At 50.0% G+C, this 15,974-nt stretch carries 10 protein-coding genes; all 10 read left to right on the top strand.

Translation table 11 applies throughout. The features are described from left to right. Positions 1-129 precede the first annotated feature (129 nt). The 10 genes from fabB to purF all read left to right on the top strand — a co-directional run bounded on the left by fabB (position 130) and on the right by purF (position 15,951). Entirely contained in the window at positions 130-1,344 is a 1,215-nt protein-coding gene (gene fabB / locus EIZ48_RS03175; RefSeq protein ID WP_160648666.1) for a beta-ketoacyl-ACP synthase I, read from the top strand. Positions 1,345-1,905: 561 nt separating this feature from the next. Next, positions 1,906-3,078 (top strand): 4-phosphoerythronate dehydrogenase, encoded by a 1,173-nt coding sequence (locus EIZ48_RS03170; protein WP_160648665.1) that lies wholly within the window; start codon positions 1,906-1,908, stop codon positions 3,076-3,078. After that, entirely contained in the window at positions 3,075-4,088 is a 1,014-nt protein-coding gene (locus EIZ48_RS03165; RefSeq protein ID WP_160648664.1) for an aspartate-semialdehyde dehydrogenase, read from the top strand. Before EIZ48_RS03170 ends, EIZ48_RS03165 begins: the two co-directional genes overlap by 4 nt. 283 nt (positions 4,089-4,371) lie before the next feature. Beyond that, on the top strand, positions 4,372-9,654 hold the full coding sequence (locus EIZ48_RS03160) for a FimV/HubP family polar landmark protein (RefSeq protein WP_160648663.1): 5,283 nt from the start codon (positions 4,372-4,374) through the stop codon (positions 9,652-9,654). 206 nt (positions 9,655-9,860) lie between these two features. Next, entirely contained in the window at positions 9,861-10,646 is a 786-nt protein-coding gene (truA, locus tag EIZ48_RS03155) for a tRNA pseudouridine(38-40) synthase TruA (protein ID WP_160648662.1), read from the top strand. 168 nt (positions 10,647-10,814) lie between these two features. Further along, a complete protein-coding gene (gene accD, locus EIZ48_RS03150) occupies positions 10,815-11,756 on the top strand; it encodes an acetyl-CoA carboxylase, carboxyltransferase subunit beta (RefSeq protein ID WP_240152850.1) in 942 nt (313 codons plus the stop codon). A 160-nt stretch (positions 11,757-11,916) separates the two neighbouring features. Further along, positions 11,917-13,188 (top strand): bifunctional tetrahydrofolate synthase/dihydrofolate synthase, encoded by a 1,272-nt coding sequence (gene folC / locus EIZ48_RS03145; RefSeq protein WP_160648661.1) that lies wholly within the window; start codon positions 11,917-11,919, stop codon positions 13,186-13,188. A gap of 2 nt (positions 13,189-13,190) precedes the next feature. Next, complete coding sequence (locus tag EIZ48_RS03140; protein WP_160648660.1) at positions 13,191-13,754, top strand: SPOR domain-containing protein; 564 nt, start codon at positions 13,191-13,193, stop codon at positions 13,752-13,754. Between the two features lie 64 nt (positions 13,755-13,818). Beyond that, positions 13,819-14,310 (top strand): CvpA family protein, encoded by a 492-nt coding sequence (locus EIZ48_RS03135; protein WP_075764229.1) that lies wholly within the window; start codon positions 13,819-13,821, stop codon positions 14,308-14,310. A gap of 123 nt (positions 14,311-14,433) precedes the next feature. After that, positions 14,434-15,951 (top strand): amidophosphoribosyltransferase, encoded by a 1,518-nt coding sequence (purF, locus tag EIZ48_RS03130; protein WP_160648659.1) that lies wholly within the window; start codon positions 14,434-14,436, stop codon positions 15,949-15,951. Positions 15,952-15,974: the final 23 nt, after the last annotated feature.

Genomic DNA, 15,974 nt, shown 5'->3' with positions numbered 1-15,974 from the left:
AAACAGAAGCATTAACGATTAAATAAAGTGAAATTGACGGGGATTGTACCTGATAGTAGGGAAAGCTGACCACTTTCTGTGAATAAACCCGTTATTATCATCAGCGTTAAATGACAGTAGGAATTCATCATGAAACGAGCCGTAATTACAGGCATGGGTATCGTATCCAGCATTGGTAACAACGTTAAAGAAGTGCTGGAGTCTTTGAAAACGGGTAAATCCGGTATCAACTTCTCTGAACAGTTCGCAGAAATGAAGCTGCGAAGCAATGTTTGGGGCGACTTAAAGATGACCCCGTCTGAGCATATCGACCGTAAAAAAATGCGTTTCATGGGCGATGCAGCAGCATTTGCGTATTTGTCTATGGAGCAGGCAATTGAAGACGCCGGCCTGACTGAAGAACAAGTTTCCAATGACCGTACTGGCCTAGTGGCGGGTTCGGGTGGCGCATCCTCTTATAACCAGGCTGCAGCCGTTGATATTTTACGCGAGAAAGGCGTGAAGCGTGTCGGTCCTTATATGGTGCCTCGTACCATGTCATCGACAGTATCAGCCTGTCTGGCGACACCGTTTAAAATCCGTGGTGTGAACTACACCATGAGTTCAGCATGTGCAACATCTGCACACTGTATCGGCCACGCACTGGAGCTTATCCAGCTAGGCAAGCAAGATGTGGTTTTCGCCGGTGGCGGTGAAGAGCTGGACTGGACGCTGACCATGATGTTCGATGCGATGGGCGCGTTGTCGACCAAGTACAATGACGATCCAACGAAAGCCTCTCGTACCTATGATGCTGACCGTGACGGGTTCGTTATCTCTGGTGGCGGCGGTATGCTGGTTGTCGAGGAGCTTGAGCATGCTCTTGCTCGTGGCGCGAAAATCTACGGTGAAATCGTAGGCTATGGTGCGACATCAGATGGTTACGACATGGTAGCGCCTTCTGGCGAAGGTGCGGTGCGTTGTATGAAGATGGCAATGCAGGATCTTGACGAGCCGGTTGACTACATCAACACCCATGGTACCTCAACACCTGTTGGTGATGTGAAAGAGCTAGGTGCGATCCAGGAATTGTTTGGTGAAAATAGCCCGGCTATTTCTGCGACTAAAGCGATGACTGGTCACGCTCTGGGTGCCGCTGGTGTACATGAAGCTATCTACTCAACACTGATGCTGGATAACGGCTTTGTCGCGCCAAGTATCAATATTGATAACTTGGATCCGGCGGCAGAAGGCTTGGATATTGTTACTGAAACCCGTGAGCAACCGCTGAAAACTGTGATGTCTAACAGCTTCGGTTTCGGTGGTACGAACGCAACACTAGTGATTAAGAAATACGAAGGTTAAGCCTTCGGGAGAGAATAGAGATACGGGGTTCGAAATATGAGATAGAGGGACGAGTATCGAGAAAAGACGAGTTAGGCTCACCTTGAAACTCGACACTCATGACTCGCCCCTAAACCCCTTTTATCTTTTTCCGGGACGGCACTGGCTAAGAACCAATCTAAGACGACTTTGCGAGACTTCGAAGATTGCTGTTTCTATAGCCAGTGCCTATTAGACAGACGCGACATTAGCTTATGTGAATAGTATTTTCTTTTGCGGGAGCTGTCTATTGCAGAAGCGAGTGTTTTTTATAACCTGGATTTTTTTACCCGGCGCTATGCCGGGTTTTTTTATGTCTGAAGCAGGAGCGAGATCTTAGAACCTAGTGCCCGGGAAAAACAAAGGTGAGAAGAGAGCTTTTAGAGCCGAGTTTCGAGGAGCAAGTAATAAGAGCAGAAAAGTTTGATTCATATTAATGACTTGCAGACGGCAGATCTCAGAGCTCTAGGAAAAGCAATGGCTTGACAGTACAATGAGTTTCTTGAATTCGCACTCGATACTCGATACTTGGATCTAACCCCAATGAAAATCCTTATTGACGAAAACATGCCTTATGCGGCCGATTTATTCAGCCAGCTGGGCGAGGTTGTGACGAAGCCGGGTCGGACGTTAACGTCGGATGATCTCATCGGCGTCGATGCCCTAATGATCCGTTCAGTGACCAAAGTGAACAAGTCGTTGCTAGAAAAAGCCGATAAGTTGTGCTTTGTCGGAACGGCTACGGCCGGGCAGGATCATGTCGATCAGGCGTTGCTTGAACAGCAAGGCATCACGTTTACTGCCGCGCCCGGATGTAACAAGGTCGGTGTGGCGGAATATGTGCTCAGCAGCTTGATGGTGTTGGGGCAGCAGCACGGTTTTTCGGTTTTTGACAAAACTATCGGTATTGTTGGAGCCGGTAATGTGGGCACTTACCTGGCCCGGTGCCTTGATGGATTGGGGATCCGTTATTTGCTCAATGACCCTTTAAAAGAGCAGCAGGGCGATAGCCGTCAATTCCACTCGTTAGAAACGATACAGACACAGTGTGATGTCATCACACTGCATACGCCAATCACTCGTGACGGTGACTTCCCGACTTACCACCTGGTTGATGAAGCCTTTTTGGACACCTTGGCACCGGGAGCCATACTGATTAATGCCGCGCGCGGTCCTGTTGTTGATAATCAGGCATTGAAAGTGGCGCTGCAACAGGCCAGCAGTGGAGAAGGAAAGCCGTTAACCGCTGTGTTGGATGTTTTTGAGCATGAGCCGCTGGTGGATCTCGATTTATTGCCATTGCTGTCGTTTGCGACCCCGCATATTGCCGGCTATGGCCTTGAGGGCAAGGCGCGGGGGACCACGATGGTGTTTAATCGCTATTGTGAGTTCCTTGGCCTCGATAAGCAGGTGTCGGCCTCCAGTTTGTTGCCTGTGGCACCGATCCCCTTCGTGCAGCTGAGTAATAAGTGGCAAGAAGATGATTTATTTGCCCTGATCCAGCTTATCTATGATGTCCGCAAAGATGATGCCCTGTTTCGTCGTGAAATGATCCAAAGTGCGGGGAACGATCAACAGATGGCTGCGGCTTTTGACCTGATGAGAAAAAATTATTGGGATCGGCGCGAATATAGCGCAATTACAGTAGCCGGAGAGACGGGTTTTGGGGTAGAGTCGCTGGCTAAATTAGGTTTTACAGTAGAGGAAACTCCATGAGCCAGGAATTTGATATTGCCGTACTCGGCGCAACAGGTGCTGTCGGTGAGGCCATCGTCGAAGTTCTAGAGGAACGCAATTTTCCTGTTCGCAATCTATATTTGCTAGCATCCGAGCGTAGCGCAGGCAACACGTTGCGTTTTAAGGGCAAGAGTGTTCGTGTTACAGATGTAGAAGAATTTGACTGGAGTCAGGTGCAGCTTGCACTATTCTCTGCCGGTGCGGAAACGTCTGACCGTTGGGCACCGATTGCTGCTGATCACGGCGTGGTGGTGATTGATAATACATCACGCTTCCGCTACGAATACGATGTACCTTTGGTGGTGCCGGAAGTAAACCCGCATGCGCTGGCTGATTACCGGAACCGAAACATTATTGCCAACCCGAACTGTTCGACTATCCAGATGCTGGTGGCACTTAAGCCAATCCACGAAGCGTATGGTATCGAGCGCATCAATGTTGCCACTTACCAGTCGGTTTCAGGCTCGGGCAAGAAGGGTGTTGACGAGCTGGCGGGACAAACGGCTAAGCTGCTAAACGGCCTGCCGGCGGAAAACAAGGCTTACGACAAGCAAATTGCCTTTAACTGTCTGCCACACATTGATGAGTTTATGGATAACGGCTACACCAAAGAAGAAATGAAAATGGTGTGGGAAACTCAGAAAATTCTGGGTGATGATAATATCCGCGTTAACCCGACCTGTGTTCGCGTCCCTGTGTTCTATGGCCATGCCGAAGCGGTACATGTGGAAACATGCCAGCCGGTCCATGTCGAGGAGGCTATCAGCCTGCTTGAAAATGCAGAAGGCATTGAAGTATTCCACGGTAATGACTATCCGACTCAGGTGGGTGATGCAACAGGAAAAGACCATGTTATGGTTGCCCGTATCCGTGAAGACATCAGTCATCCGTGTGGTCTGAACATGTGGGTTGTTGCTGATAACGTCCGTAAAGGCGCAGCAACAAACAGTGTACAGATTGCCGAGAAACTGATTGAAGAGTACCTGTAATTCTCACGTACTTGTTCCCTCCCCTTATGAAGGGGAGGGTTAGGGTGGGGTTGAAGCCTCTTTCCGCCACTCCCTTGAAAGAGGGAGGAATTTTCTTTGACTACATTAAGTATTGTTGATGCTGGGGCCCTTCCTTTGAGCAACAACCCTCAATTACCGCTCAAGAGTCTTGATGTGTGGTCGATAGATTCATTATGCTTAGCGCCATGATTTCGATTGTCGGTTCAATTCACGCGATACTCGAAACGACTTTATTATTCCCTGCCAGAGAGGACAGCAGGCAGTGTCTGACCTATCGACTATGATAAAACGCATACTATTACCGGTTATTTTCGCCAGTGCAGCCTTCCATATACCGGTCCAGGCCAATACGGTACGTATTGTTGGCCCTGCTGCTGACGAGCAGCCTGCAACGATTGTTGAGACGGCTCGGAATACCTCAACAAACCGTGCCTCTGCGACTCGCTATGGGCCGACGGCCAATAATGAGACGCTGTGGTCTATTGCTACCCGTAACCGCCCGAACAATCAGGTGTCGGTCTATCAGGTCATCGGTGCGATCCACCGCGCCAATCCACAGGCTTTCGAACAAAACAATATTCATGGCCTGATCCCCGGCAGCGTGCTGACTATTCCGAGCCTGGGACAGATCCGTCAGGAAAACATTGATAGCGTTAAGCGTCGCCTGGCCGCAGACCAGCGCCGTCAGTCACGTCAGACATCCTCGTCTGCACCATCTAGCGCCCCGGCACCAAGAGTAAATACACCAGCACCAACTGTTGTTGCCCAGCCGATTCCCAAGCCAGATGTCGCCAAAGAAGAGGTGGTGAGTCAAGCCGCTCCTAAAGAGAGCCGCGAGGCTAGTTCGTCGTCGGTGCCGCAAAGCCCGAAAGGGGGGATTCCGCTTAAGCCTACGGCTCTTCAGGCGCAGCTGGATGCGTCTGACGTCCAAATGACCAAGCTTCTGGAAAGCAATCATTTATTGCGAGTTCGCCTCGCTGAGATGCAGCACGAAGTTACGGCATTGAAGGATCAGATCAGCAGTGATGAGATCCTTAGAGAGCAAATCAAAGGGTTCATTCAGCAACAGAAGGTCCAGCAGGTTGAGCCTGTTGTTGTTCAAACGTCATGGATTGATAGCCTGATAGCCAACCCATGGGCGTTAGCGGCAGTTGCCTTCCTCCCAGGTTCACTGATTGCCGGTGCACTGGCTTTCTTCATGCTAAGACGCAAGAAAGAGGGTGACGATGAGGTTAAATCCCTAGACAGCCCGGAACAAAAGCCTGCGATGGTCCCTCCTCCTGAGGATGATGCGGTTAACCCGGAGCTTCCGCTCAGCGATGACAATGATATTGATGATCTTTTCGGGGGCGATGACGATTCGCTGTTTGATGATCCTGAAAAGAGCCTCTTCTCTGGCGAGCAGGATAGAGAAGTCGATTCCATTGATATGCTCGATTTGTCTACAGATAGTAGCGATGAATTCGAGATTGACAGCGGTCTGACCCCGAGCAGCATTTCTGTGAAAGGTGATGAGCAGGCGATTGGACTCCAGGACATGGAGCGGGCGCTGGATGAAATGGAGCAGTCCTCAGAGCCTAATTCGGATGAAGCTCTGGCCGCAATGTGGGAACAGTCGCTTCAAAGCGAAGCCGACGATGAAGACAGCTTTGATCTTTCCGATGACAGCACGGTTGGCTTGGATGACGATTTGCTCGGAGAGCAGAAGATTGAGGATGGGCTGCTTGACCAGTCTATCTTGGATGATCTGCTGTCAGAAGTTGAAATGGAACAGGACAGTCACGATCAGCCTGCACAAGACGATGCAAGTCAGCAGGTGGTTGATCAGGATGATCTGGATTCATTGTTTGATTCGGTTGAGGTGGAAGAGACTCCGGAATCTCCGTCGCCGGTCAGTTCAGAACAAACTGATGCTGTCGAAGAGGCTGCGCAGCAGGCCGCCGTTGATCAGGCGCTAGCCGATGCTGATGCGATGTTTGCCGTTGAGTCTGAAGCGGTTGATGAAGACGATATTGACGCTTTGTTTGAAGCGAACAGTACGGCATTGCTCGATGAGTTGATAGAAGAAGACGATGAGTTAAGCACTGAGGTTGAAGTCGAGGTCGAGGAAAACAGTACAGCACTACTTGATGAATTACTTGGTGATGATGACACCAATGATCTGCTCAATCCGAGCGTATCTATTGATGAGAACAGCACAGCATTACTGGACGAGTTGGTTGATGATCTTGATGACGACCTTGATGATGTTGACAACGATGGTTTAGCAACATCCGATACTAAGCTCAAAGATGAAGACGAGCTGAACCTTGATGATGTCGTTATTGACGAGAATAGCACGGACCTGCTGGATGATATTCTTGCTCAGCACAGCAGCCTTCCTGAGCTATCGACCTCGGAACCTGAACCGCAAGGCCTGGATGAGACGCTTGGCACTTATGAACCGCAAGGCTTAGATGAACCGCCTGCTATTGATGAACAACAGGGCATCGATCAAGCTATCGACGAACAGCAAGCTATCGCCGAACAGCCTGGTGATAGTGTAGGTTCTGATGTGTCAGAGCCCGAGATGTTCGAGACTGATTTTTCAGACCCTGAGTTTGAGCCGGTACCCGACAACGAAGACGCCTTATCGCAGCAACAGCAAACACCTGATGCCGATTTCCCTGAGCCTGAACAGTCGGCCTTTGCCGAGATATTCAATGAGGCGCTGGATGATCAGCCCGCAGAGCCGGACCCGGAACCTCAGGCTGAGCCTGTTGCAAAATCTATTCAAGAGCAGGAGCTTATTGATGCACTCACTCAGGAGCCAGAACAACAGCTTGCTCAGGAGCCAGTGTTAGATAGCGAAGCGGATGCAGAACCACAGGAAAACGAGTCACTTTCACAGCAAGAACCGGTAGAAGCCGATGAAATTGATGCATTGCTGGCGGATGTTGAAGGGTTGCTGGATGAACCTGAAGCCGATGATGTTGAAGTGCTTGGCCGTAGTGTTGATGAGCTATTGGAAAGCTTTGAGGAGCAGCCAGAGCAATCAGTTCAGGAAGGCCCTGTTCTTGATGCCATTGACGCTGGTGCTGAGGAGCTTGGTGTTAAAGAGCCTGGCCTTGAGGCGCAAGGCGCTGAAGATACAGTCACTCAGGAGCATGATGGCGAAGAATCTGTTGAAAATAAGCCAAGTTCAATTGAAAGCGTTGATGATGAAACAGAGATCGAGCCAGAAGAAACGGTATTGACTGAGGCCTATTCTGATGAACTCCCAGTTTCAAATGACGAAGTGGCCTTGGCTGAACCAGAGCCGCTCTCTGAGCCTCAGGCTGAAACTCCGGTATCTGTAGATGAGCCTGACTATGATTTTATTGATGAGCAACTAGACACCTCGAATGGGGCAGAGTTGGCTTCGGAAGTACCGTCTCCGGTAGAAGAGCCTCATCAAAGCGACGTTCTGGAAAATGACATTCAGGATGAACAGCCTGAACCATTAAGTCTGGATGATTTGCCTGAGTTTGATGAAGAGCAGCAAGCGCTTGATAATGTTGTTCAGCAGCTACAGCAGCTACAGCAGCCTGCCGAAGCCGTGCAGCCTCAGACATCTGTAACAGAAGACCAAGCTGTTGAAGATCTGGCGTCAGAAGACCTGAACGTTGATATTCCGGCAATGGCCGATGAAGCTGATTATCAATCAGTTGATGACTTACTCGATGCTTCGTTTGATGACTGGGAGCCGGAAGAGCCAGCTCAGGAAGAAGTGCAACCGGAAGAAGCGCTTGCTAAGCAACCTGAACTGGAAGCGCCGGAACCGTTAAGCCTGGATGATCTGCCTGAGTTTGACGAAGAGGCCGCATTCAATGATCCGGAAGCAGAAGAGTTAGAGGACCTATCGCCTTCGCTTTCAGAAGATGAAGAGCAGCAGGCGCTTGATAATATTGTTAAGCAGCTGCAACAGGCTGCCGAAGCTGCCCAGCCAGAAAATGTTGTCGCTCCTGATCTGGCATCAGATGAATCCGTAACTGAAGAGCTAGCTCCTGAAGCTCCGTCTGCTGTTGATGACTCTGATTATCAATCTGTTGATGATTTACTCGATGCCTCGCAGGAACCGTTAACCCTTGATGAACTGCCTGAGTTTGACGAAGAAGCGGCTTTTAATGACCCTGAAGCGGAAGAGCTCGAGGAGCTATCATCGCCGTTGTCAGAAGATGAAGAGCAGCAGGCGCTTGATAATATTGTTAAGCAATTGCAGCAGGCCGCCGAAGCTGTTCAGGCTGATAGCCATGAGCCAGAAGCGGAACAAAGCCCGGCCGATGAAGTGGATGCGGAGCCGGCTGAACCCGCACCAGCATCTATTCATGGTGAGCAGAATATTGAGTTCGAGAGTATTGATCCAAGCTCATTGCCAGAGTTTAGCGAAGATGAAGCCTTGCAGGCGTCTTTCGATGAACAGCATGAACTCGAACAATATGAAGTAGAGCAAGGGCTAAGAGAACCGCAGGCCGCAAAACCTCTCCAGCCTGAAACGCCACCAGCAGATATGTTTGACGACGAGTTTGTCGACTCTGCCGGACTTGATATGGCTGCTCTGCTGAGCGATCCCGAGGAAGCCTTTGCTGGCCCTGACAATGTGCAGGCTGAGAACACATTGGTTGATAATGTTCTAGAAGCTGAGGTAGAAGCACAGCCAATCGAGCCAACTGTACAGGAGAGTGAACAAGCACAGGATAAAGTGCATGAGCAGGAAGATGAGCCCGCTCCTCAAGACGCTGTTGCTGAGCTAGAAGACACGCAAGAATCTATTAGCATCGATTCTGCCTGGGATGATGCTGTTGAGTCTGTATCGGAAGATATCGCTGGCGAGAGTGTGCCAGATCCTGTTCATTCGGACCTGAATGAATCTGTGGCAGATAGCACTGATGATATCGACACTAAACCACGCTTTGATTTTCAGGATGAGCTTGAAGCCGAGCGTGAACAGTTGCTGTCGAACTCCTTTGATGGTGATGACGAGTATTCGAGCTTTTCTGGCTCAGAGCTTGAGATGCCGGAAGAAGACTCGGCAATCTGGGCGGCAACCAGCCCTGAACCAGTACTAGAGACAGAGAACTGGGCTGAACAGCCACAGATGCAAATTGAGGACGTGGCTGCTTTTGATACCGAAATGCTACTGGCAGAAGCGGAATCGCAGGCATTACTCGACGATATTGGTGGCAGTGAACTGGTTACTGATGCCGATCCTTCTCCTGCGTATATCAGTATTGACGAGCTGATGAAAGACATAGAGTCTGAGCACCCGGTCGAGATGGAGGAAGAGCCGCTGAACCTGGAGGTCGGGCTTGATGAGTTCCCGGATGTCCTTTCTGATGTGGCTGCATTTGATGTCGATAGCCAGGGGGAATATGCCAGCAAGCTGGATTTGGCCAAGGCTTATCTTGAGATGAACGACAGCGAAGGTGCGCTTGGCTTGTTGGAAGAGGTTGCCAGTAATGGTGATGCCCAGATCAAACGCGAAGCGAAGGGGCTGTTAGACAAGGTGCGAGGATCGAGATCCTAGTAGTTCCTATTCCTAGAGCTAGGTAAGAGCGGTTCTATGGCCTTAAGGCCACATCTTTACCTAAGCGGAAGCCACGGCTTCCGCTTTTCTTTTGCCTGTTCCCTGAACCTCGTTTCTTCCCCCTAGGCTGCGCCTGTTTTTTTCCCTATAATCCCTCACTCCTAGATAACAGGCCAGCTGCGCCGACAGTAAGAACGAAGTAAATTATGCGAATAGCTTTAGGTATCGAATACGATGGGGCCAAGTATTATGGTTGGCAGCGTCAACGTGACGTTGATAGCGTGCAGGAGCGTCTGGAAAAAGCGCTGAGTAAAGTCGCCAACCAGCCTGTTGAAGTACAGTGTGCCGGTCGTACCGATGCAGGGGTACACGGAACGGGTCAGGTCGTCCATTTCGATATCGACGTCGAGCGTAAGATGGTTGCCTGGACCATGGGCGCTAACGCCAATCTGCCCAAAGATATCGCTGTTCGCTGGGCGGTCGAAGTGAATGATGACTTTCATGCCCGTTTTACCGCTACGGCTCGCCGCTATCGCTATATCATCTATAATCATGCACTACGTCCCGCTATTTTGGGGACTGGGGTAAGCCATTATCACGGCGAGCTCGACGTAGAGAAAATGCAAGAGGCCGGTCAGTATTTGCTGGGTGAGAATGACTTCACATCCTTCCGTGCTGTGTATTGTCAATCTCGTAGTCCTTGGCGTAACCTAATGCACCTGAATGTGTCTCGCCAGGGCAACTTTGTCATTATTGATATCAAGGCGAACGCGTTTGTACACCATATGGTACGAAATATCACTGGGAGCCTGATCAAGGTTGGCCGCGGTGAAGAAAAACCTGAATGGATGAAGTGGTTACTGGAGCAGAAAGACCGCACTCTGGCGGGTGCAACGGCGAAAGCTGAAGGTCTGTATTTGGTTGATGTTGATTACCCTGAGGAGTTCGGGTTGCCAAGAGCGCCGATTGGTCCGCTGTTTTTGCCCGATTGACAGAAGGCTCGGGGGAATAAACTAGGATCTAGTTCCCCTTTAGCAACTAGTACAACCAGTTTTTTATCTACAGATCGACAACTTTGTGCTTTAATTCCACCTCGGTAAATTAACGAATTTATAATTCTCTGCTATATAGCCGGGAAATAAGAAGATGAAAGGTCATTCATGAGCTGGCTTGAAAAGATCAAAAGCAACATTGTTTCTTCTCGAAAGGCGTCCATCCCTGAAGGCGTATGGACCAAATGTACATCATGTGAACAAGTGCTTTATCACGCAGACCTGGAACGTAGCTTAGAAGTTTGTCCTAAGTGTGATCATCATATGCGTATGAAGGCGCGTCGTCGCCTTGAAACTTTCCTTGATACTGAAGGTCAGGTTGAAATTGCTGCAGAGATGGAGCCACAGGATAAGCTGAAGTTCCGCGATTCGAAAAAGTATAAAGATCGCCTTTCTGCGGCGCAGAAAAACAGTGGTGAGAAAGACGCACTGGTTGTGATGAAAGGTACGTTACTGGAGCAACCTCTGGTCGCGTGTGCTTTTGAGTTCTCCTTTATGGGCGGCTCAATGGGCTCCGTAGTCGGTGCCAAGTTTGTACAAGCTGTCGATGAGGCTATTGCCAATAATTGTGCGCTTGTTTGTTTCTCTGCCAGTGGCGGTGCCCGTATGCAGGAAGCGCTGATGTCTCTGATGCAGATGGCGAAAACCAGTGCAGCACTGGAGCGCTTGTCTGACAAGGGCTTGCCGTTTATCTCTGTACTGACCGATCCGACCATGGGCGGTGTATCAGCAAGTCTGGCAATGTTGGGCGATATCAACATTGGTGAGCCGAAAGCCTTGATTGGTTTTGCCGGCCAGCGTGTTATTGAGCAAACGGTCCGTGAGAAGCTTCCTGAAGGCTTCCAGCGCAGTGAGTTCCTGCTTGAGCACGGTGCGATTGATATGATTGTCGATCGTCGAGAAATGCGCCAACGTATTGGTGGCATTATCGCGAAGCTGACTCATTTAACGTCGCCGATGGTTGTGCCGGTTGTTCCGCCTGCGGCTGCTGCCGAGGATGTTCAGGCCCAAGATACAGAGACAAAAGAAGCAGATAACGAGAAAGAATAACGTTTTCTGCCATTGAGCCGGGTTTGGTTGATAGTCAAAGCTATCAGTAAAGTGCACAAGTGATGTGTTGAGCGAATTTATTCCTCTCTTTACATGAATTCAAACTCGGTTCAGTGTTAAATTAGTACCTATCATAGGTATTAATTTAGAACGATAACAAATGTCCGGACTGACAGCACCACTAGCCACCGCTCCATTAGCCGATTGGCTGACTTATTTAGAAAACCTCCACACCAGCGCCATTGATCTTGGATTAGATCGTGCCTCACGTGTCGCTCAGCGCGGCCAGTTAACGAAACCCGCACCGCATGTTATTACTGTTGCCGGCACTAACGGCAAGGGTTCTACCTGCGCGATTCTGGAAGCTATTTTGCTGGATGCCGGATACAAGGTCGGTGTCTACAGTTCTCCTCACCTTGTTCGGTATAACGAGCGTGTCCGCATCAATGGCGCCGAGCTGGCTGATGATGAACATAGCAGGGCATTTGCAGCCATCGAGATGTACCGCCAGGACGTAAGCTTGAGTCTGTTCGAGTTTGGCACGCTGGCTGCTCTGGAGCTTTTTAGGCGCCATCAGGTCGAAGTGGTTATTCTGGAGGTGGGATTGGGCGGACGGCTTGATGCCACCAATATTGTTGATCATGATGTATCGGTCATTACCAGTCTGGCCGTTGATCATGTCGACTGGCTGGGTGACGATATCGAAGTGATCGGCTATGAGAAAGCGGGCATCTTCAGATCACAGAAGCCAGCAATATGTGGTCAGCCTAATCCTCCGGCAACCGTTCCTGCTCATGCTGATGATATTGGGGCCAAGCTTTATCAGGTTGGTTATCAGTTTGATTACAAGCAGTCTGAGAATAGCTGGAGCTGGCATTGCGGGGCATTTGATCTTAATGATTTACCTTTGCCGTCTCTTCCTCTGCCCAATGCGGCAACGGCACTGATGGCCTTGGGCGCTGCCGAGCTGGATATCAGTGACGAGAATATCGCCAATGGTCTGGCAAAGGCGTCGCTGCCTGGCCGAATGGAGCGTGTATCCGACTCACCGCTCGTTATTATGGATGTGGCGCACAACCCCCACTCAGCGCAGTACTTTGCCCGGCAGTTGGCTTTAGTTAAGCAGCGCGAAAACAAAGGCCGTATTCATGCTGTTGTAGCCATGCTGCATGATAAGGATATAGCGGCAACGGTGGCAGAGATGCACGATGTCGTCGATGTGTGGTACCCAGCGTCACTTGAAGGGCCAAGGGCGGCGACTGCCGATGAAATTATTGCGCACTTGCCGGGTGATTGTCAGCCTTACCCAACGCCGGAACAAGCTTATGACACAGCGCTGACAGAGGCCGGCGACGAGGATATGGTAATCGTATTTGGCTCGTTTTACACTGTCGGTCAGATTTCCAGTCACTTAGCATCAACCCAGGAGTAGACGTGGCGAGTAAATTTCAAAGCCGCTTGGTCGGCACCATTATTTTGGTGGCGATCGGTGTTATTTTTCTGCCTGACTTGTTTGATGGCAAGAAGCAGCATTATCAAGAACAGTTTGCCAGTATTCCGCTTCAGCCTGAAATTGGCGAGGAAGGGGAGTTTGAAGTGATCCCCGAGCCCGAGTTTGCCGAGGTTGGTTTGCCGCCGGAGCCTGTGACCGTTGTGATTGATGAGCCTGAGGCGAACAATACTGTCTCGGAGCGTGGAGCGGTCAAGGTCGAACCTGCCCCAGTCACAGAGCCAAAGGTAGGTAATCAAGATAGCGGCTGGGTTGTACAACTTGGCGTATTTCGCAATTTCGACAACGCCAACCAACTGGTCAGCAAACTACGTGATGCCGGTTACCAGGCACATGTTTTTCCCAAACAGCCTCAGCAAGGTGATCTGGCGCGGGTAGTTGTTGGTCCGGATGTATCAAAATCCAAGCTTTCTACCCAGCTCAAAGAATTGGAAAAATTAACCGGTTTAAAGGGCCGATTGCTCAGATTTAACCCATTAAACCCTTAGGTAAACGTTTGCGTTCTCATTTTTTCTGTTAGAATACGCACCAACAAGATGAATATAACAAATGATGATCTGGATTGATTACGTAATTTTAGGCGTAATAGGCTTCTCTGCACTGGTCAGTTTGATCCGTGGTTTTGTTAAGGAAGCCTTATCACTGGTAATTTGGTTCGCTGCCTTTTTCATCGCCAGTAATTTTTATACCGAGCTGGCAGCGTACTTTACGAATATACAGGATGAGATGCTACGTAACGGTAGTGCCATCGCAGCATTGTTCATTGCCACACTGATTGTCGGTGCGGTGGTGAACTATGTCATAGGACAGTTAGTACAGAAAACAGGCCTGTCTGGGACAGATCGGGTTCTGGGAATTGTCTTTGGCGGAGTGAGGGGAGTACTGATTGTCTCTGCCTTGCTATTCTTCATCGATGCGTTTACAGGGTTTGCAAGTGCTGACTGGTGGAAAGAGTCGCAGTTGATCCCGCAGTTCGGCGTCGTGATTGAATGGTTCTTCACTTACCTCAAAGACACATCAAGCTTTTTGCCCGGTGCACTGTAGCATCGGTATTTAGACAGTTTATTCGTTGGTTGTTATCAGGGGCGGCAGATACCGCCCCTGTTGATAAGCGTGATATGGGTAGGCTGTTATAATTGCACTTAATGCGTGACGAGGAATTAGGACATGTGTGGTATTGTCGGAATCGTGGGTTCAACCCCGGTAAACCAGTCTATCTATGATGCACTGACCGTGCTACAACATCGCGGCCAGGATGCCGCCGGTATTGTTACCCTGGAAAGCAATCGTTTCCGTCTGCGAAAAGCAAATGGTCTGGTACGTGATGTCTTTGAAGCGAGGCATATGCAGCGCCTTCAGGGCAATGTTGGTATTGGTCATGTCCGTTATCCGACGGCAGGAAGCTCAAGTGCCTCGGAAGCACAACCGTTTTATGTCAACTCACCTTATGGTATTTCATTGGCGCATAACGGTAACCTCACCAATGCGGCCGAAATTAGGGAGACATTGTTTGAGCAGGCTAGGCGTCATGTCAATACGACCTCTGATTCGGAAATTCTTCTTAACGTCCTCGCCAACCAACTCGAACATGCCCAGTCCTACCCAATCAACCCAACTGATATGTTTAAAGCCGTGCGCGAAGTCCACCGAATCGTCAAGGGTGCATATGCGGTTGTCGCTATGGTGATCGGCCACGGTATTATTGCATTTCGTGACCCGCATGGCATTCGTCCGCTATGTATGGGCAAGCGTGAAGTCGACGGCAAGACGGAATACATGGTTGCCTCGGAGTCAGTAGCTCTCGATGCGGTAGGTTTTGACTTTGTCCGCGATGTGGCACCTGGCGAAGCGGTCTATATCTCCTTTGACGGTGAGCTCTACACCGAGCAGTGTGCTGATAACCCGACACTAAACCCGTGTGTCTTTGAGTTCGTATATTTTGCCCGCCCTGACTCCTTTATCGATAAGGTGTCAGTGTATGGCGCCCGTGTCCGGATGGGCACCAAGCTTGGTGAGAAGATTAAGCGGGAATGGGATGATTTGGACATTGATGTCGTGATCCCAATACCGGAAACCTCTTGTGACAGTGCGCTTGAAATCGCTCGCAGTCTTGATTTGCCGTACCGTCAGGGGTTTGTGAAGAACCGTTATGTTGGTCGGACTTTCATCATGCCGGGACAGCAAATGCGTCGTAAGTCAGTTCGTCGCAAGCTCAATGCGATCCGTTCTGAGTTTAAAGATAAGAGTGTGCTGCTGGTGGATGACTCTATTGTTCGCGGCACGACTTCCGAGCAAATTATAGAGATGGCCCGTGAAGCGGGAGCTCGCAAGGTGTATCTGGCATCAGCCGCGCCGGAAGTGCGCTTCCCGAATGTTTACGGAATTGACATGCCAAGTGCCAACGAGCTGATTGCTCACGGTCGCGAGGTCGATGAGATCTGCAAGATGATTGGTGCTGATGGCCTGATCTTCCAGGATCTTGATGATTTGGTGTCAGCGGTACTGGAAGGGAATCCGGATATCCCGCAGTTTGAAGCCTCGGTATTCAGTGGTAGCTATGTGACTGGTGATGTCAATCAGGAGTATCTTGAATATCTGGAGTCGTTACGTAGCGAAGATTCCAAGACTCAGCGTATTATTCAGCAGGATTTGGCAAACCTGGAATTGCATAACGAGGGCGTGTAGCCCTTACCTCTCTTTGTGAAGGT

This window comes from Photobacterium alginatilyticum (genome assembly GCF_009910675.1).
Taxonomy (GTDB): Bacteria; Pseudomonadota; Gammaproteobacteria; order Enterobacterales; family Vibrionaceae; genus Photobacterium; species Photobacterium alginatilyticum.
The sequence above is the reverse complement of the archived record's forward strand: the minus strand, read 5'-3'. Positions and strand labels throughout refer to the sequence as shown.

Excerpts from the sequence above, each read along its gene's own strand:
- fabB (WP_160648666.1), top strand. The coding sequence starts at position 130 with ATGAAACGAGCCGTAATTACAGGCATGGGTATCGTATCCAGCATTGGT.
- EIZ48_RS03170 (WP_160648665.1), top strand. The coding sequence starts at position 1,906 with ATGAAAATCCTTATTGACGAAAACATGCCTTATGCGGCCGATTTATTC.
- EIZ48_RS03165 (WP_160648664.1), top strand. The coding sequence starts at position 3,075 with ATGAGCCAGGAATTTGATATTGCCGTACTCGGCGCAACAGGTGCTGTC.
- truA (WP_160648662.1), top strand. The coding sequence starts at position 9,861 with ATGCGAATAGCTTTAGGTATCGAATACGATGGGGCCAAGTATTATGGT.
- accD (WP_240152850.1), top strand. The coding sequence starts at position 10,815 with ATGAGCTGGCTTGAAAAGATCAAAAGCAACATTGTTTCTTCTCGAAAG.
- folC (WP_160648661.1), top strand. The coding sequence starts at position 11,917 with ATGTCCGGACTGACAGCACCACTAGCCACCGCTCCATTAGCCGATTGG.
- EIZ48_RS03135 (WP_075764229.1), top strand. The coding sequence starts at position 13,819 with ATGATCTGGATTGATTACGTAATTTTAGGCGTAATAGGCTTCTCTGCA.
- purF (WP_160648659.1), top strand. The coding sequence starts at position 14,434 with ATGTGTGGTATTGTCGGAATCGTGGGTTCAACCCCGGTAAACCAGTCT.